Origin of the sequence: Mesorhizobium sp. M1A.F.Ca.IN.020.06.1.1, from assembly GCF_004023265.1 — a bacterium.
Lineage (GTDB): Bacteria > Pseudomonadota > Alphaproteobacteria > Rhizobiales > Rhizobiaceae > Mesorhizobium.
On sequence record NZ_RZSR01000012.1, the window covers coordinates 1 to 18,961 of the forward strand.

12 protein-coding genes and 1 tRNA gene are annotated in these 18,961 nt (G+C 60.8%); 4 read left to right on the forward strand and 9 right to left on the reverse strand.

The features are described 5' to 3' along the window. The coding region (locus EOA60_RS01315) for a hypothetical protein (protein ID WP_128311027.1) at positions 1 to 1,196 on the forward strand (1,196 nt) is incomplete at its 5' end. Between the two features lie 289 nt (positions 1,197 to 1,485). Here EOA60_RS01315 and EOA60_RS01320 read toward each other — a convergent pair. The 5 genes from EOA60_RS01320 to EOA60_RS01340 all read right to left on the reverse strand — a co-directional run bounded on the left by EOA60_RS01320 (position 1,486) and on the right by EOA60_RS01340 (position 11,098). Further along, entirely contained in the window at positions 1,486 to 4,164 is a 2,679-nt protein-coding gene (locus tag EOA60_RS01320) for a DEAD/DEAH box helicase family protein (RefSeq protein WP_127335477.1), read from the reverse strand. Further along, positions 4,161 to 5,831 carry a site-specific DNA-methyltransferase gene (locus tag EOA60_RS01325; protein WP_348627463.1) on the reverse strand — a complete coding sequence of 557 codons (1,671 nt, stop codon included), beginning with the start codon at positions 5,829 to 5,831 and terminating at the stop codon, positions 4,161 to 4,163. The genes EOA60_RS01320 and EOA60_RS01325 overlap by 4 nt, the downstream gene beginning before the upstream one ends. Further along, positions 5,828 to 7,627 carry an AIPR family protein gene (locus tag EOA60_RS01330; RefSeq protein WP_127335478.1) on the reverse strand — a complete coding sequence of 600 codons (1,800 nt, stop codon included), beginning with the start codon at positions 7,625 to 7,627 and terminating at the stop codon, positions 5,828 to 5,830. Before EOA60_RS01330 ends, EOA60_RS01325 begins: the two co-directional genes overlap by 4 nt. Next, entirely contained in the window at positions 7,624 to 10,524 is a 2,901-nt protein-coding gene (locus tag EOA60_RS01335; protein ID WP_348627464.1) for an SNF2-related protein, read from the reverse strand. Before EOA60_RS01335 ends, EOA60_RS01330 begins: the two co-directional genes overlap by 4 nt. Before the next feature lie 498 nt (positions 10,525 to 11,022). Beyond that, a tRNA-Thr gene (locus EOA60_RS01340) sits at positions 11,023 to 11,098 on the reverse strand. A gap of 346 nt (positions 11,099 to 11,444) precedes the next feature. Here EOA60_RS01340 and EOA60_RS01345 point away from each other — a divergent pair. Next, complete coding sequence (locus EOA60_RS01345) at positions 11,445 to 12,647, forward strand: hypothetical protein (RefSeq protein WP_127335480.1); 1,203 nt, start codon at positions 11,445 to 11,447, stop codon at positions 12,645 to 12,647. A gap of 104 nt (positions 12,648 to 12,751) precedes the next feature. Here the strand turns inward: EOA60_RS01345 and EOA60_RS01350 are convergent, their stop codons facing one another. Then, positions 12,752 to 14,353 carry a cisplatin damage response ATP-dependent DNA ligase gene (locus tag EOA60_RS01350; RefSeq protein WP_128293034.1) on the reverse strand — a complete coding sequence of 534 codons (1,602 nt, stop codon included), beginning with the start codon at positions 14,351 to 14,353 and terminating at the stop codon, positions 12,752 to 12,754. 238 nt (positions 14,354 to 14,591) lie between these two features. Beyond that, positions 14,592 to 15,602 carry a ligase-associated DNA damage response exonuclease gene (locus EOA60_RS01355; protein ID WP_128293032.1) on the reverse strand — a complete coding sequence of 337 codons (1,011 nt, stop codon included), beginning with the start codon at positions 15,600 to 15,602 and terminating at the stop codon, positions 14,592 to 14,594. 108 nt (positions 15,603 to 15,710) lie between these two features. On the opposite strand from EOA60_RS01355, the gene EOA60_RS01360 reads away from it, so the two are divergent. Then, a complete protein-coding gene (locus EOA60_RS01360) occupies positions 15,711 to 16,628 on the forward strand; it encodes a methyltransferase domain-containing protein (RefSeq protein WP_127335709.1) in 918 nt (305 codons plus the stop codon). Between the two features lie 75 nt (positions 16,629 to 16,703). Further along, on the forward strand, positions 16,704 to 17,087 hold the full coding sequence (locus tag EOA60_RS01365) for a hypothetical protein (RefSeq protein WP_066996215.1): 384 nt from the start codon (positions 16,704 to 16,706) through the stop codon (positions 17,085 to 17,087). On the opposite strand, the gene EOA60_RS01370 is transcribed toward EOA60_RS01365, so the two are convergent. Both EOA60_RS01370 and EOA60_RS01375 read right to left on the reverse strand, forming a co-directional pair. Next, a complete protein-coding gene (locus EOA60_RS01370; RefSeq protein WP_067324464.1) occupies positions 17,081 to 18,022 on the reverse strand; it encodes a glyoxylate/hydroxypyruvate reductase A in 942 nt (313 codons plus the stop codon). The two genes, EOA60_RS01365 and EOA60_RS01370, sit on opposite strands and share 7 nt — an antisense overlap. Before the next feature lie 29 nt (positions 18,023 to 18,051). Next, positions 18,052 to 18,961, reverse strand: a 910-nt coding sequence (locus tag EOA60_RS01375; RefSeq protein WP_164899158.1) for an ATP-binding cassette domain-containing protein, incomplete at its 5' end; no start/stop codon positions are given.

Below are 18,961 nucleotides of genomic sequence, written 5' to 3' on the forward strand. Positions count from 1 at the left end.
CGACGCGCATCATCAACCTCAATGAGGCCGTCGACAAGGTCGCACGGTTGTACATCGATCGCGTCAAGCAGTACTTGCGCAATGACGAGCGGTCGGTCGACGTTTGGATCCTGGTGCTGCCGGAGATCGTCTATGATCGCTGCAGACCTCAGTCCAAGCGAACCGGGCTGCCGATGGAAAAGGGGGATTTCACCAAGAGGCAGAAGGCCAAGGAAAGCATTCCGCTGTTCTCCGCTATGGGCGTCATCGATCAAGCCGAGGAGGCGATTTTCGAGGACGTTCCTGATTTCCATCGCAGGATCAAAGCAGAGTTCCTGAGGATAGCGCCAACTCAACTTGTTCGTGAAACGACACTCGCGCCGGAGGCTTTTCTCAACAAAGCCAACTATCCGGTCCGAAAGACCCAGGATGCAGCGACCGTCGCCTGGAACCTTGCGACCGGGCTCTACTACAAGACGCAGCCGAAACCACCGTGGCGGCTGGCGGACGTTCGCCCGGGCGTCTGCTACATTGGCATGGTCTATAAGAGCCTACCGCACGATCCCGATGGACATGCCTGCTGCGCGGCGCAGATGTTCCTCAACGAGGGTGACGGGGTCGTTTTCCGCGGCGCCAATGGACCGTGGAAGACCGGTGACCGCGAGTTTCACCTCAAAGCTCCGGCGGCGAAGAGCCTGCTCGCCCTTGTGCTCAAGACTTATTCCGAGACCCATGGCGGCCCGCCCAAGGAGTTGTTCATTCACGGACAGACCTATTTCAACGACGAGGAATGGAACGCCTTTATTGACGCGGCTCCGAAGGAGACCAACGTCATCGGCGTGCGGATCCGTTCGACCGGAGGCGAGACGAAACTCTTTCGGGATGGCGACTATCCCGTGTTGCGCGGGACCGCGCTCCTGCTCGATGATCAGACGGCCTACCTCTGGACAACGGGCTACGTGCCGCAGCTCGACACCTATATCGGGCCGGAAACACCCAATCCGCTGCACATCACCGTGATGCGAAGCAAGAACGCCAAGCCCGACATCCGCATGGTCTTGGGAGATATTATGGGTCTCACCAAGATCAACTACAACTCGTGCAACTTCAATGACGGCCTGCCAGTCACCGTGCGGTTTGCACGCATGGTTGGAGATGTGCTCACGATGGGCTCGGCTAAGGGAGAGGAACGCCAGCCGTTCAAGTTTTATGTCTGAGCGCGAGTTAGATCACCCGAGCTTTACCCCGGACGGAGCATCCGAAGCACTCTTGTTTGACGTTTTCATCTGGTCGCTGTGCGGTCGAATAGAAGCATGGCGGCAAAGTAATTGAACACCAATAAGCCGTCGATCTCCAAGAGTGCCTGCTTCGCCGAGGCGGTTCCGCCGGCGCAGGGCGGGGGCCGCGGTTCGCCAGACCTCCGTCAGTTCAGCCGGCGTTGGCGTGTCCTCTACAACGGCGCCGAGACGCCGCACCGTTGTTCGGCGCGGAAGCGGGCTTGAGCAACTACGCCGAGCGTTCGGCAAACTGCCGTAGAATGCCGGCCAGAGTCATGTTCTCCGCGATCGCATCATGCGGGATCAAAGCATAGCGCCATGGCTTGCCGCCGTAGCTCGCCGAGTGACTGCTCGCATGTCGACACCACTCCACCGCGGAATCGCGTTTTGCCAGCACCTCCGGATCGCTCATCTGGTTCGAGGCCTTGGGTTCAAGCATCAAGATGCTGTCGTCCGTCTCGGCCACGAAATCCGGCTGATATTCCTGAAGGTCCGTCCCACTGCGATAGAACAGTTGAAACTGCCCACGCGCTGGCTTGAACCACTTCTGCGCCTCGCGATCGAGAATGACCGCGAGCTTCCGCTCGGCATCCGACTGGAATTTCTGAGTGGGGTACAGGCACTTCTGAAAGCCGCCGAACAGGTATCGCGCCATGTTGGCCTTGTCCGCGGGGGCTTGCCGGAAGTCGAGCGGCGCCTCTCCGGCCGCCACCGTATAAGCGCTCTTTCGAAGCTCGGTGAAGCCACGAGTGACGACGACCTCGTACTCGACCTCCGTGTCCTGCCAGAAGTGGTTCTGCATCTGCGCATGAACAAAGCGGGCGATCTCCTTCTGGTGGAGGTGCAAGATTTTGCGAACCCCGTCTTCCGGGTGCGTCGCCAACAGGTGGTTCGCCACCTGTGACGCGAGATCGTAGAGCAGATCGGCATGCGCGTCGTAGGCCACGTCATCGAAGTCGATCAGGCCGCTGACGACATAGTCCTCTAACCGTTGCTCATCGATGCTGCCGGCACCGAGGCCGATACGGTCGACTTGCCCCGTACGCAAATGCGCAGCCCATAGCGTTTCATTCGGAACCTCGTAGCGCATGCGTGATAGGTCGAGCGTGAAGTGATGGAAACCGGACTTCACCTCGCCCTTGGGGGTGACGAGAATTCGGGGAATGTCGATCGTCTGCTGCACGACCAAGTCGACGGTCTTGGCGACGATGGCCGGCAGATCGGGTTGCTTGGCGATCCCATCGAGTTCCAACTGAGGAGGCCGATACTGGCTTTGCACTTCGCGCAGAACCGCCGCCTGCACCTCAGGCATCTGCAGATGCGCGACGCTGGGCAGGCGCGACGGCTCTGTTTCCATCTTGCGGATCACGTCGTATGCGATCTGAACGACCTGTTGCTCCTCATGAGTAAATTCGGCTGGAGCTTCGTCGAAGTCGGATGTCCCATTCGCCGGTGTATCGGAGCGTAGTCCGAGCTTGGCGGCTAGTTGAGGCCGAGACTCGACCGTGACGGTCTTCTGCTGCAACTGCCCTTCGGTGAGGATAACCTGCTGTAGGCGGATGGCCGAGTCCGGCTTGCGCGCTTCGTCGACGATCTCTTGGAAGCGGTCATGCGCCACGATGTTCAGCCGGTCGACCGCGGTGACACCCGTCCGCCGGCCATAGGGAAGACGCAAGCCGCGTCCGATCGACTGTTCGATCAGAGTGCGGGCATTGGCTGCGCGCAACGGCACAATCGTGTAGAGGTTGGTGACGTCCCAGCCTTCCTTCAGCATATTGACGTGGATGACGATCTCGGTCGGCTCTTCGGGGCTCTCGACTAGGAGAAGACTGTTGATTGTTTCCTCCTCTTTTACGCTAGAATCGACCTGAATGACCTTGTCCGCATAGCGACCACCGAAGAATTTCTCGGACTTAATAAGCGCCATCAACTCCGTGGCATGCGTAATGTCTCGGGCGATCACCAGCATGAAGGGCTTCACGATCTGGGCGCCGACCTGACGGGCGTAGGTCTCCAATTCAACTTTGACGCTTTCGTGCAGTCGCACGCCGTCTTTCAGTTTGATCTGCTGCAGTTGCTCCGGCGATTTATCGGTCGCGACGAAGTTCTCGCGAGTGACGACTGCTGGCTCTTTCACAAAGCCATCAGCCATGGCGCGGCCGAGCGGATAGTCGAAGATCACGTTCTGGAAGGGCGCCGGTCCGCGCGTCGTCTCGACGAAGGGGGTCGCGGTCAGTTCCAGCCCCATAACCGGTTTCAGCTCGTTGATGGCACGCACGCCTGCGGTCGCTCGGTAGCGGTGGGATTCATCCATGATCAGGACGAGGTCCGTCTGGGTCGCGAGGTAGTCGAAGTAGCTGTCCCCGATCTCTTCCTTGAAGCTGCGGATGCGCGGGCTGCGGCCACCCCGCACTTCGGAGTTGATCTTGGAGATGTTGAAGATGTTGATGGTGACTGGGAACAGATTGCCGCCGCTGGCAATCTGCCGCTCGAAATTGTCGCCGGTTGTGATGACCGGCGGTGAGATCGCGAATTCAGCGATGCCCTTCAGAACGTATTTCGGCGTGTTGGGCGTGAAATCCGCGATCAGCTTGTTATAGATAGTCAGGTTCGGCGCGAGCACGAAGAAATTGTTCAAGCCGTGCGCCAAGTGCAGATAGGCTATGAACGCGCCCATGAGCCGGGTCTTGCCAACGCCGGTCGCCAGCGCGAAACACAGGCTCGGGAAGTCACGTTCGAAATCCGTGACGCTTGGGAATTCAACTCGAATCGCCGCAAGGGCAGCCTCGAGATCGGTGCCCTTTCGCAGCGGCACCAGTTCGGTGACGCGATCGAGAATTTCGAGAGATTGCCGCTGCGGAGCGCGGAGGCTGAGACGGCCGGCGATGGCGTTGACATGACGGTTCATTGGTCGTCTCCCGCGAGATCGAACAGGCCCGGCTGGGAGGCGGAACGGGACAGAGTCGTGTCGGCCGCCTTTGGCGCGGGCGGCGCTTTCGGCAGGTTCTCGACATTAAGGCTGTAGTCGTCATGGCCCCATTCGCAGCGCTCGCGGATGTGGTTCGGGATCTTCTTCACGGTCAGATTGGGCCAGGCAGACGTGTTGCCGCGGAACGCCGCGCAGAGCACGAGCAGCGTGCGTCCCTCACCGACCTCCTCGCTCAAGGCGTCAAGCTGTTCCGGCGAAAGCGTTTGCGTCGTCACATAGATGAAGTCACGCTCGGTGGAGGTGCCGTGTTGCCAATAGACGCTATCGCTTGGGGCATAGGTGAAGCCCTCGATCTTGCACAAAGCCTCGGCCAGCATTTCGGCGTTGTAGGCCTTGCTGATGACCTCGCGGCTCCATTTGTCCTTTTCGAGAAGCGACGGGGCAAGCTTGAAGTAGCGGAACCCACCGCCGCCCTGCCAGTCGGCCGCCTCGGTCACCCCGCCCTCATCCTCACCGTCGATGACCTTCTTCAGACGGGGGATGATGTGCGTGTCGCAGTGCTCCCCCAATTCGACCATGATCCAGCGTCGCCCCATCTTGTGCGCGACTGCGCCGGTGGTACCGGAGCCTGCAAAAGAATCGAGAACGAGATCGCCGGGGTTCGTCGCGATTGTCAAAATACGATGTAACAACCTTTCAGGCTTAGGTGTAGGAAACGGCTCAATTCCTCTGAGTAGTTTATTGAGGTGATCGCGCTTTGCTTCCTGATTATGCCCAGCCTCATCCGCGGGCCACCAAGTGCGAGGCACCACGCCACCCTGAACGTCGCTGAGGTATCGCTTGATAATCGGCATTCCGTCGCCGTTGGCGCCAAAGTAAACACGCCCCTCTCGGCGAGCTGTCTCGAATGTTTCTCGTGAGAAGCTCCAACCGCGGCTTGGTGGAGGCACGACAGCTCGTCCGGATGGCAGCGTTATCGGCCAACGAGAACCTTCGCTGGAGCTCTTTGCTGTGCCATTATCGCCCTGCAACCATGGTCCACGAGGATCATTGTCTGGATTTCGGTACCTCGAAACCTGATCTGCGGTTCTTTCAAGAAGATTTCTGCTGCCCGCCCAAATGGCGGGGTTCTTTGCGTAAATCAAAATATAATCGTGTGCCGACGAAAAAATAGTGTCGCTTCGCCGTCCCTTGTCCTTTTCCCAAACCACGCTTGTAACGTAATTTCGGCGACCAAATATCTCGTCAGCCATCACTTTAAAGTAGTGGGACTCATTGTCGTCAAGCGTAACCCATAATGATCCATTCTCGGCCAGCATACGCCAAATGATTTCCAGGCGATCACGCATGAGGCCGAGCCAAATCGAATGCTCTACCCCGTCGTCATAATGCTCGAAGGCGCTACCGGTATTGTACGGAGGATCAATGAAAACGCACTTTACCTTGCCGGCAAATTCTTGCTCCAGCGCCTTCAGCGCCAAGAGATTGTCGCCGAAGATCAAGCGATTATCGAAAATGTCGTCGTCGCTCACGCGGTGTCTGGCATGATACGACTTTTCCGGATCTTCCAGCAGAATGCGCGGCTCCAGCCGAGGCCGGTTCTCTTTGCCCACCCAGGTCAGTTCGAGCTTTTGTTTTCTGATCATGTGACATTTCCGATCTGCGGCGCCTTTGCCGACAGATAGTCGAACAGCGGTTTTTGGGGGTACGGGTCGCCCGCGACGACCCTGGCTTGAAGTGGTGCGATTGCCGCATCGCCTGTGAGACCGTAGTGCACAATCATCGAGTCGCGAAGAATTGAGATTGTCTCACCTAGAGTGCGTAGCAAAGCCAGCGGACCCTTGTACGCCGTCCGTGCGGAAACCTGATCCCAGAGGCTTTGCCGGGCCTCGTCAAAAGGCGCAGATAGCTCCGCCCTCAATTTGGCCGGGTCGATTATTGCTGCGGCGCTCAACACCTTTTCGAGGCGCTTTGCGAGTATGAAGCCCAAGGCGAACCCGCCGTGCTTATAGGTCAATTTCTCGTACCCTGCCCCTTTTGCTGATGCCTCCATCACCATGCGCGTGTGGACATACCGAGAGAATAGCACCGCATTCACTAGACGGTAGGAGGCCAGGTCGCCTGTGAACAACGCCTTGTAGGGCGCGCCCTCGACCAGAAGAAGCTGACCGGGCTCCTTCTTTAGATATACAGGGAACCGCGGGTCTAACTGGACAAGGGCGAGCGCTTGTGCCGCCTCCTCGATCCGAATGCGTTTCGGATCGGCTCCACCATCGAGCCCCTCAGGCTTATAGATGTAGTGATAGCCAAGGACCGCGAGTTCGCGGCGAAGGCGCTCCTGCTGGTCGTCTAGCGCAGCAAAGTTTTGAGCCGTTACGGGGTTTTGAAGATTTCGTGCCTTGGTGACGCGCTTGCTGAATTCGGCGTCCTGGTCTGCTTGGATCACCGTTGCATGCACGAACGCAGTTGAAATTGAAGAGGAAGGATTACTCCCTACAAACGAGGCTGATGAAGCCACAGTTTGCGCCCCATTGATAATGGACATTCCAGTCAACTTCAGGCGCTTTCCCGCTTTCCTGTTATCTTTCGGATCAATCTTGTCCGCAAGAATCGTAACGCCATTGTTGAGATGCTCGAATTGCTCCGGCGTCGTTCCAAGAGTGTTACGAATGGCGGTGTTCGCATCCGTGTTCAACCCAAGATGCTGTCTGATATTCTTCGCATAGAGCGCTTTGCCGTGCGTCTGATGAAGCTTGACGAGATCGTCAACGGCGATGAAGCCAATGTAGGTCTTACGCACCTCGCTGCGGCATCCCGGAGCTTGAAGTACAATTGTCGCATCCACCCTCGGGTATGCTTTCGCTTCTTGAAGCTGGTCGACGATCCTACCGGCATCGAAATTGACGATCGCAGGTGCGAAACGCTCCTCTCCGTGCGACGGGTCTTCCAAGAGCTGCTGTAACGCCACCGAAGCGTGGTGGCTTAAACCTGCTCCGACGTGTACGATCACAAGCTGGATCCGCGAACAACTTTCGATCGCATCCTCGATCGCGACGCGCCGGTTTGCGACGTGGTTGTTGAATCCCGAGAAGTCTTGCGCGATGAGTTTACGCACGCCTTGCACGAACGCGTTCGCCTCGTCTTGACTGAACAGTGTGCCAGCCTTCAGCTTGCCTTGCACGAGATAGAGTGTTTCGCTTGGGGCGTGGTAGTAAATCGCATCGACGCCGAAGTCGTCATAGTCATCTACCACGGCTTCCGCCGCTTCTTTGGGGGCAACGTCACAAAGAGCAGACGCGGCAAATGCCGCGAGTGCTCGTGAGAGGTTCTTTACCGCATCCTGCTGTTGTCCCTTCGGCTGCAGAAGATTGGGCAAGTGCGCGACATAATCCGCGCGCAACACGGTTTCCAACAAGCCCCGATGGGCATCGCTCAGGCTCATACTATCCTCCAACGAATGGCAAAAAGGGGCCCAACCTCGACCTTCTGTTCGAGTTTGGACTCGATCTGGGCGATCAGTTCGGCGCGCTGCCGGTCAACCTGGTCCTGCGCGTCGAAGAGCGAGCGCCGCTTCTGATTGCGCGCCGCTTCGAGCGTTTTGATCTGTTTCTGCCCCATGAGCTTTTCTTCGAGGGTCAGAGCGGTCGTCGCAGCCCGACGGGCTTCCTTGATGAGCCTGTCGATTTCCTTGATCTCGCGCTCCAGCCCAACTTTGAGGTCGTCTGCCCAGCCGTCGAGTTTATCGGCTTCGGCCTCGAAGAAACGGGCATTTCGCTCCGATACGGCTCGCCGGATCAGTGCCTGGCTTTCGCTCAAGGACTTTTCGAGACGCGGCATGACCCCTGGGTCGGGGCTGACATCCTGTCCGCGCGTCCCATGAATCGTAAGGAGGCGATCGCAGACTTCGCGGGCCAGTAAATCTCCTTCGTCGGTGATCCCTGACAGGAGGATGTGGTCCTCCGCCTCGTCGAGAGCCTCGACCGTCATCAGGGATGCGACCAGCCAGCCGGCGTTGCCGATAAACGGCTCCAAAATGCTGATTTTTCCGGAGTGGTTGGCATAGTCGAAATGAACCTCTGCCGGAGCGAGCGGGCGCTCCTTTGCGCGCGCGACAACGGCTTCGCCGAGGGGATGATTGAGCCGATATGTGTGTGCCTCGCCAGACCGTCGCGGCAACTCGTAAAGCCCGGGTGGAATGGCGCCATTCGCCCACCCTGGCCGAGCAGGTAAGGTGAACGACGAGTTGTTGTGGAACGTCGCCAACCCGTCCAGCTCATGGTGCGTCAGGCGCATCAACCACTGCTCATAGCGATCGAGATGAACCTTCGCGTCCTCGTCTCGGATTCGGAGCTTCTCCCGGACCTCATCATCGAACTTTTCCAGGAGTTTCTGCCGCGTCTGGTTCATCGCCGCATCAATTTCGAGGCTTAGCTCCAATTGCAGCTGGTCGAAGGCTGCACGGATTTGTTCGGGTTGACGGCACTCCTGGTATATGCCGGCAATTCTCTTCTCGAAATCGACGCCGGACTCTATCGCGCCCAAGACCTCGTCGCTGGCGCCGAACACACCTTCGAAGAGCCGAAACTTCTCTGAGAGAAGCTGATAGACCCGCTGATCCGCTTCGTTCTTGCGATTGATGAAGTTTACGACCACGACGTCGTGTTTCTGGCCGTATCGATGGCAGCGACCGATTCGCTGCTCCACGCGCTGCGGATTCCACGGCAGGTCGTAATTCACGACGAGCGAGCAGAATTGCAGATTGATGCCTTCGGCGCCGGCCTCCGTCGCGATCATGATCTGACCTTCGTCACGGAAGTAGTCGACCAGCGCAGACCTCATGTCTGCGGTTCTCGATCCCGTGACACGATCCGATCCGACGTGTCTCTCGATCCAGCGGGCGTAGATCTCACGCGACAATGGATCGGTATTCGTGCCGTTGAACAAGACGATGCCGCCCGCATATGGACTGCTGGCGAGAACCCGCTGAAGGTATTCTTGGGTCCGGCGGGACTCGGTGAAGATGATCGCCTTCTCAGCGCCGCCAAGTTCGTGCGCTTTTCCGAAGGCCACGTCCAAAGCCTTCAGCAGAGCCTTGCCCTTGGCGTTATGCTCTATCGAGGTCGCTAGTTTCGCGAAGGATTCGAGGTCCGCAATTTCGGCCTCGATGGCTTCGCGGTCGGCGTCCGTCAGTGGTTCTTCGTCCGCATCCTCGGGCCATTCCTCCGCTGTCGCTTCGAGCGCCTCGAAGTCCTCGGTAAGCTCATCCAAAGGTGTTCCAGCAGGATGAGTGTCCAACTTTGCCCTCAGCCTCTGCGAAATGGAGTCTAGGGCGCCGGCGATCGCAAACGTCGAGGAGGCTAGGAGCTTCCGCAAAACAAGCGTCATCAACGAACGTTGTCCAGATGGGAGGGCCTGCAGATTGTCACGCTGCAGATACTCGGTGACGAGCTGATAGAGGCGGTCCTCGCCGTCGGCTGGCGTGAACTCCTCGACCAAGGGAAGACGGCGCGTGTAGGGGATGTATGCGGTCACCTGGCGCCGAAGAGTGCGGTGACAAATGGGCTTTAGACGCTCCTTCAGCGCCTCGAAGTTGCGTTTGTCACCCGGATTGGCAAATTGCTCGCGGAAACTTTTTACATCGCCGAAAGCGTGCTCATCAATGAAGCTGACGAGCCCATACAACTCCAAGAGCGAGTTCTGGAGCGGCGTTGCCGTCAGTAGCAACTTGTTTTTCTGAGCGAGTGCATTTTTCAGCGTATTCGCAATAACATTCGATGGCTTGTAGACATTTCTAAGTCTGTGTGCCTCGTCGATCACGACAAGATCCCAAGGAACCCGATGCACGTCCGACGCCTTGGAGCGCGCAAACTGATATGAGCAGATCACGATAGCATTTTGGGCTTCGAAAGGCTGAAGAGCTCCATCTCGAATGGACTGGTTGTAAGACTTAGACTCCAGGATTACGCCGGGGAGCAAAAACTTCTCACTCAGTTCTTGGTGCCATTGTTTGCGGAGGTTTGAGGGCGCAATGACCAGGATACGCCTCTTCCGCTCGGCCCATCGCTGAGAGATGACCAATCCGGCTTCAATTGTCTTCCCGAGACCGACTTCATCGGCGAGCAACGCGCCCTTTGATAGGGGCGATGCGAAAGCGAAGAGCGCGGCATCGACCTGATGGGGATTGAGATCGACCTGAGCGCTGGCCACAGCTCCCGCCAGGCGCTCCGAGCTGTCGGGCGGGCACCGTTTTGTCAGTTCGTGAGCTAGGTACTTTGCATGGAAGTCAGTGATCAATCTTAGCCCACCGCATTGATTATTCCCGCTTAATGTAAATCGGATTCCGCGCCGCTGATCACTAGCTCACAGTCCAGCGCAGTTCAAATGACGAACTTTAATTAATAGGGCGGACAGTGCAGGCATTGAAGAGTACGATCGGAGCGTGACCTTTGCTTGACCGCCACTCCTGTCACGCCACCTCTTCCAGCCATGCTGCCTTCAGGTAGCGTCTGCGCTCGGGTCAATGGCTGAAATGGGGGCAATGCTGACTTCCGCCTCCAACTGTTGGGACAGGTTAGGCGACATTTGCGAAGTCCAGTGACGCATCTTCTCAACGAGCTTGCCGGCTTACTGCTTTGCCAGCACCACTTCCGCGCGGTCGCTCGATTCGAAAAATGTCCGCTGCCAGCATTTTGTCTCGCGCCCGCTGCGCTATGATAGTTACCCCGATCCTTACCTACAGAGAAATTTTGTTACCTGCCCTGTTACCTTTTTCGGCTTAAAGGCGAAGCTTTTAACGCTCAATTTCGAAAATTTCTCTAGTGAAATCATAGGATTGGTTGGTGCCGCTTGCGTGACTCGAACACGCGACCCCATCATTACGAATGATGTGCTCTACCAACTGAGCTAAAGCGGCCCGGGAAGCCGCTGGGCTTCCAAGATGCGCCGGTTGATAGACTCAACCGCCAGCTAATTCAAGATGGCTGGCGGCGAAATCCTGCGCTCATGCGCGGCAATTCCGTCGCTTGCCGCTGCGCGTCAGCCTTAAGCGCCGCGCCAGCACGGCTTGCGGGCCCGCGCCGGCAGGCGTCCGATTCCGTTGCAGGCCGATCCGGCGGCGGCGACAAAAATGTTGATTCTTCAACAAAAAACGCCGAAATGGGCATTGGATGCGTCGGCAAGGCAGCCGCCCGCCCGTTGATTGACTGGTCGCCTGCGGCTAACGATCGATAACTGTGAGCGAACGCGCAGAGGGAGCTCGCTTGGACCCCATCGAGAAAGCGATCCGGAACGCCTTCGAGAAAGGCAATCCCGAGGACCGGGCGTTTCGCGAGAAGGTCTATCGCTCGGCCTTTGCCGCGCTCGATCGCGTGCTGCAGGCCAACCCCAACGTGACGGTGGAAGCCGCCATCAACCGCCGCAAGGCGGTGCAGGCCAAGATCACCGAGATCGAATCCGAATTCCTGCCGGCTGTCCAGGTCGTTCCTGACGTGACGCTTCCGCTGGACAGCGGTCCATTCGTCGGCAACGCCGCGCCGGGGCCGGCGGTCGACACGCCGAGCCAGTCTCCCGCGCCGCCGGTGGATGCCCCGCGGGGCCCCGACCAGGGGGCACCGTCGCCGTCGATTACCGTCGACGGTCCGGTGCAGCCCGACACATCGGATGCGCCGCGCTCGCGCGTGCTGCCCCGCGTGCCCGACATCATGCCGGACGAGGCGCTTCCGAACGCGCCGACGCTTGATGACTCTCCCGGAGCGTCCATCGGCAACGGCGCCGAAGTGGCGCCGGATCGCGATGAACGGCGTATCCGTGGCCGGCGCCTGCCGCTCACCGCCATCTTTGTCGCGGCGACGCTGCTGGCGGCTGCCGGCATCGGCCTCTATTTCGCCAAGCAGACCGGCGTCTTCAAGACGGCGGCTGAACTCAACACCGGTCCGCCCGAGCCGACCCCGACGCTGGAAGACGAAGACTCCTCGCAGCCAGCCGAAACCGGCTCGCCGCAGAAGCCCGGCGAGGCGGATCAGTCGAAGAACTGGATCAACGTCTTCTCGCCCAGCGATCCGACCCATGTCAGCACACCGTCCGACGCCGCCGCCGATGTCATGAAGGACGACACCGGTCAGTTCCTGCGCGTCCGCTCGGGCGCATCCGGCTCGGCCATCGCCTTCGATGTCGGCCAGGGCGTGCTGGAAAAGCTCGCCGGCAAGCATGCCATGTTCGACATCATCGCCCGCTCGGAAGAAGGCAAGGAGACGCAGATCTCGGTCGACTGCAATTTCGGCGAGCTCGGCGATTGCGGCCGCAAGCGCTATGCCGTTGGCGACGAGCGCAACGAATACCTGTTCGACGTGCAGTTCCCGAACAAGCACCCGGGTGCGGCCGGCACCATCGCCGTCAACTCCGACTTCGACAAGCAGGGCAAGTCCGTCGACATCTACGAGATCCGCGTATCGATCGCGGAGTGACCTCGGCATCGGCAGCGAGGGGCTATCTCCAGGGATGCGACCGACCTCCCCTTGATGGGAAGGTCGGCGCGAAGCGCCGGGTGGGGTGAAGCGTCGGCAGATTTCTAGCTGTCGAGCAACGCTTGCAGCGTCTCGATCCGGTCGGCCTCGGCGGAGGGCTTGTCCCAGCGCAACCGTGAGATGCGCGGAAAGCGCATCGCGACGCCAGATTTATGGCGCGTCGAGCGGTTGAGCCCTTCGAAGGCCACTTCCAGCACCAGCCCATTCTTGCGATCGGCGCGCACCGAGCGCACCGGCCCGAACCGCTCGATCGTATGGTCGCGCACATATTTGTCGATTTGCCGCAGCTCCTCGTCGGTGAAGCCGAAATAGGCCTTGCCGACCGGCACCAGCTCTTCCGATCCCTCCGGGCCTGACCAGACCCCGAAAGTGTAGTCGGAATAGAAGCTCGATCGCTTGCCGTGGCCGCGCTGCGCATACATCAGCACCGCGTCGATCGTGTGCGGATCGCGCTTCCACTTGAACCAGGGGCCTTTCGGGCGGCCGGCAAGATAGGGCGAATCCCAGCGCTTCAGCATCACCCCTTCGATGATCGGATGCGGCGGCGCCTGGCGCAGCCGCTCCAGCGTCTCCCAATCCGAAAATTCGACCAGCGGCGAAAGGTCGAAGCGGCTGGCATCGAGCGTCTGGACGAAGGCTCCGAGCCGGGTGCGGCGCTCGGCGAAGGGGAGGCTGCGCAAATCCTCGCCGTTGATTTGCAGCGCGTCGTAGCAGCGCATGAAGGCCGGATATTGCTGCTGGATTTTTGGCGAGACGCTCTTGCGGTTCAGCCGCTGCTGCAGGTCGGAGAAGGTTCCGGTCGCCTCGCGCGGGTCGCCGACCAGCAATTCGCCGTCGAGCGCCGCCTCGAAATCCATCGTCGCGGCGAGGTCCGGGAAGGCGCCGGAAACATCGTCGCCGGTGCGCGAATAGAGCCGGCGGATGCCGCCCTCGCACACCGCCTGGACGCGGATGCCGTCCCACTTCCACTCCGCCGCATAATCGGCCGGTTCGAGCTTCTCCAAATCGCCGTCGTCGACCGCATTGGACAGCATCACCGGCCGGAACAATGCGAGCGCGGCGCTCCTCGGTTTTTCCGCCCGGCCTTCCAGCCACGCAAAGAGCGCCGTGTAGGGAGGCGTCAGCCCGTGCCAGAGCTCCTCGATCTCGACGACATCGACTTGGCCGAGATCGGCCAACGCCTGCTTGGCAAGCCGCGCCGACACGCCGATGCGCAACCCGCCGGTAACCAGCTTGATGATGGCGAAGCGCGCAGAGATGCTGGCGCTGTCGAGAAGCCTAGCGAGCACCTGCGGCCCGTCGGAGCGGCTCGCCGCCTGCAGCTTGCCGACCACTTCGGCGAGCGTTGGCGCGTGGTTCGGTATGTGGCCGGCCGGCTGCGGCCAGACCAGCGACACCGTCTCGGCGAGATCGCCAACATAATCGTAGGAATAGCCGAACAGCACGGGGTCCATGCGCTCGACCACCAGCGCGCGCAGCATCGCCGGCTTCACCGCCGCGATCGACAGATCGCCGGTGATCGCCGCCAGCGCCAGCCCGCGGTCGGGATCCTCGACGCTGCGGAAATAGTCGGTGAGCAGCGTCAGCTTGCCGTTGCGCGAAGGCGTCAGCACCAGCCGGTCGAGGAGCTCGGCGAAGCGGTTCATCGTTGGTTGCGCCATGCCAATCGCGAGAGCAGGCGCAAGGCGCCCCCCTCTGTCCTGCCGGCCATCTCCCCCTCAAGGGGGGAAATCAGATGCCGCGCCGGCTTTCGCCAATCTCTCGCGTCGCGGGAGATGCGTCGGCGCTGAAACTGCCAATCTCCCCCCTTGAGGGAGAGATGTCCGGCAGGACAGAGGGGGGCGCCGTAGAACTCGGCGGCGGCGATTGGCGAACACTGTTCCATCAATCGCCCTCGTCCTCGTAGCCAACAAGATGCAGCGGCCGCGCGGCGATGCCCTCCAGCTCGCACCAGCGCACCAGCGCTTCCTCGCGGCCATGCGTCACCCAGATCTCCTCGGCGCCGGTTTCCTTGATCGTGGCGATGAGCTCGTCCCAGTCGGCATGGTCGGAAATGATCAGCGGCAGCTCGACGCCGCCCTGCTTGGCGCGCTGACGGATGCGCATCCAACCTGAAGCGAAGCAGGCGATCGGGTCGGGGAAGCGCCGCGCCCAGCGGTCGGCGAACGCGGCCGGCGGCCCGACGACAATGGCGCCTTCGAAATCGGCCTTGCCGCCGCTTTCCACCGTCGCCGGTTCGATCTGCCCCAGATCGATGCCCTGGCTCTGGTAATACTCGCTGAGCTTGGCCAGCGCGCCATGGATATAGATCGGCCTGTCGTAACCGGCCTCGCGCAGCAGCCGCATGACGCGCTGCGCCTTGCCGAGCGCATAGGCGCCGATCAGGTGCGAACGCTCGGGAAATTGCGTCGCCGATTTGAGCAGGCGCGCGATCTCCTCATGGTCCGGCGGGTGCCGGAACACCGGCAGTCCGAAGGTCGCCTCGGTGATGAAGACATCGCAAGGCACCGGCTCGAACGGCAGGCAGGTAGCGTCTTTCTGGCGCTTGTAGTCGCCGGAGGCGACGATGCGCAGGCCCTGATGCTCGACGACGATCTGCGCCGAACCCAGCACATGTCCGGCCGGATGGAAAGTGACGGAGACGCCGTTGATATCGATCGTCTCGCCGACAGTTGCTGCCTGCGTGGTTTCGGCGAAATCCTCGCCATAGCGCAGGCCCATGATGTCGAGCGTTTGCTGTGTGGCAAGCACCGAGCGGTGGCCTGAGCGCGCATGATCGGAATGGCCGTGCGTGATCAGTGCGCGGCTGACCGGCCGCACCGGATCGATGAAGAAATCGCCTGGCGGACAGTAGAGCCCTTCGGGTCGTGGCTTGAGCAGGTCGCTGGCGCGCATGGCCTTGAACATAGTGGCTAAATTCGACGCGGGAAGCTTCTTGCAACAGACTGCTGACTCGTCCTACAGCCGGCCGCCGGTTCGCACACCGGCGGGACCAATGGAACCATGAAACCACTTCAGGCTTCGTCCGGCTATTTGACCGCCGACCGTCGCGCCGACTTTGCCGAGATGCTGCTGGCCTCCGGCGAGCCTGCGCAGGCGGCGGAGCTTTTGCTTGGCGCGCTGGAGCTGGCGCCGCAATGGGCGGCGGGCTGGTTCCGGCTCGGCGAGATGCAGGAGGCCGCACGTTTTCCCGACCAGGCAGCCCAGGCATGGGCGATGGCCTTGAAGCTCGATCCCGCGGACCGGCTGGGTTCCGCGCTCAAGCTGCAGCTGATCGGCCATGCGCCGGTGGCAGCGGCTCCGCCCAGTGCTTTCGTCGAGACCCTGTTCGATCACTATGCCGACAATTTCGAGCAATCGCTGGTCGGGAAACTCGGTTATCGAATGCCAGAGTTTCTCGATCGCGCCATTCGCGCGGCGAGCCCGGGCCGGTTCCGGCTGGCGCTCGACCTCGGCTGCGGCACCGGCCTGATGGGCGAAAGGCTGCGCCCGATCGTTGACCGGCTGGAAGGCTATGACATTTCGAGCAGCATGTTGCGGAAGGCGCGCGCCAAAGGCATCTACGACAAGCTCTCCAAGTCCGATCTCCAGCATTTCTCTCGACCTGGCTCGAAAGCCGACCTCGTGGTCGCCGCCGACGTGTTCATCTATGTCGGGGCGCTCGAACGCATTGTTGGAGCAGTTGCCAACAGTCTGGTCGATGAAGGCCTCTTTGCGTTCTCGGTCGAGACACTTGCCGGTGGCGATGCCTTTGCATTGCTGCCCTCGCGGCGCTACGCGCATTCCGACGCCTATGTGCGGCGCGTTCTCGCCGACAGCGGGTTTGCGATCCTGTCGCTGGAAAGCACGACCATCCGGCATGACCGCGGCGAGCCAGTAGGAGGCCTTGCGGTGATAGCCCGTCGCAAGCCGGCGGAATGAGGGCGACGGCTGCTCGCGAAAAAGCCCGAATCGCGTGTCGGCTTAGGGCGTGGCGATACGGCACGGAGAATTACCATGCGCTGGACCATGGCTGTGTTGGCATCTTGCCTGATGACGGCCGGCTGCGTTGGCGGCACTTCGATGGCGGAGCGCCAGGACGAAAACGTCCAATCCTCGCTGCAATATGACAGCGTGCCCTGCGACCAGCTGCTAGCCAATCGCAACGCGCTGGCGCAGCAATACAATCTGCCGGTCACCGCAAAACCGGCTTTCTCCAATCCGGCGATGGGTTTTGGCCCGTTTACGCCGGACATGCGCTCCAGGGCGCAGCGCGACAGCGACAAGGCGAGCGGCGAGATCGACGCCATGAACCGTTCGATCGAACGGCGCGATTGCGGCAAGCCGAAGAAGAAGGACAAGTTCGCGCTGCCGGGCTCGAAGCCGGCGTCTGCTCAGTAACCCGCTTCGCGATCGACGACGTTTTCGAGCTTTTCGCCGCGCTCGAAGGCGGCCATCTGCCGAAGCATGATCGGCACCAGATGGGCCGGGTCCGAGGTCGCCGCCGCATGCGGCGTCACGAACACTTTCGGATGGCTCCACAACGGGCTCGTCTTCGGCAGCGGCTCGACCTCGAACACGTCGAGGCTCGCTTCCTTCAGCGTGCCGTCGTCCAGCGCGCGCAGGATGTCGGCATCCTTCTGCAGCCGCCCGCGCCCGGCGTTGATCAGCACCGAGCCGCCGAGGCCGTTGCGTTTGCGCAATTCCTTCAGAACGGCGTAATTGACGATGCCTTGCGTGCGCGGCGTCAGCGGCAACAGCACCACCAGGATGTCGGTGGCGTTGAGGAAGGGGATCAGCCCGCCTTCGCCGGAATAGGTCGAGACCCCCTGCATAGGGTGCTCGGTGCGCGACCAGCCGTTCACGGCGAAGCCTAGCGCCAAAAGCACCGATGCCGCGGCGCGGCCAAGGTTGCCGAGACCCATGATGCCGACCGAGATGTCGCCGGCCGGGCGTTGCGGCGGCTCGTGCCAGGTCTTCTTCTGCTGTTGCGCTCGGTAGAGCATGCCCTGACGATGGTGGTCGAGCACGCGCCAGACGACATACTCGGTCATGTATTGCGTGAGATTGTCGGCAACGACCCGGACGATCGGCACCTCGGGCAGGCCGGGGTCGGCGAAGATATGGTCGACGCCTGCGCCGATCGAGAAGATGGCGCGCAAATTGGGCAGCGACGACAACAGATTCGGTTTCTGCTTCCACACCACTGCATAAGCGATCGAGGGATCGCTCGGACCATCGGGCTCCAGCACCACCTCGCGCTCGGCCGCGAGCAGTTCGCGCCAGCGCTGCGGGTGAAAGCCGGTGAGGGCAAGCAGAACTTTGCCTTTTTCCATTCGTGGAGTGTCTTTCCTGTATTTCCAGCCTACTCGCTGACGACCCCGGTCGGTGCCGTTTCGATCCGGAACGCGGCCGAGATCAGCGCCCTCGTATAGTCGGTTTGCGGGCGGTCGAAAATCTGTTCGGACGGCCCGGCTTCGACGATCTGACCATTGCGCATGACGATCACGTCATTGGCAAGGGCGCGGATGACCTTCAGGTCGTGGCTGATGAAGAGATAAGCGAGGTTGTGCCTGGCCTGCAGGTTGCGCAACAGATCGACCACCTGCGCCTGCACGCTCATGTCGAGCGCCGAGGTCGGCTCGTCGAGCATGACGAAGCGCGGGTTGAGCACCATGGCGCGGGCGATCGCGACACGCTGGCGCTGGCCGCCCGAGAATTCATGCGGATAGCGGTGACGCGTCTCCGGGTCGAGACCGACTTCCTTCAACACCTCGACGACCTTGTCGTCGCGCTCATCGGGCGAGAGTTTCGGCGCGTGGATCTTCAGCCCTTCCTCAATGATCTCCGCGACCGACATGCGCGGGCTCAAGGATCCGAACGGGTCCTGGAAGACGATCTGCAGCTCGCGCCGCAGCGGCCGCATGGCGCTGAAGGAAAGCTGGTTGATGTCGCGCCCGTTGAAGTTGATCGCGCCCGTGGACGAGATCATCCGCGCAAGCGCCAGGCCGAGCGTCGTCTTGCCGGAGCCGGATTCCCCGACCACGCCGAGCGTCTGGCCGGCGCGCACTGTAACGTCGATGCCGTCCACCGCCTTCACATGGTCGACGGTGCGGCGGAAGAAGCCCCGCTTGATCGGGAACCAGACCTTGATGTCCTTGCCGGTCATCACCGCCGTGGCATCGGCATTCGCCGCCGGCGGTTTGCACTTCGGCTCGGCGGCCAAGAGGTGCTTGGTATAGGCGTGTTGCGGGTTGGCGAAGATCTCCTTGGTC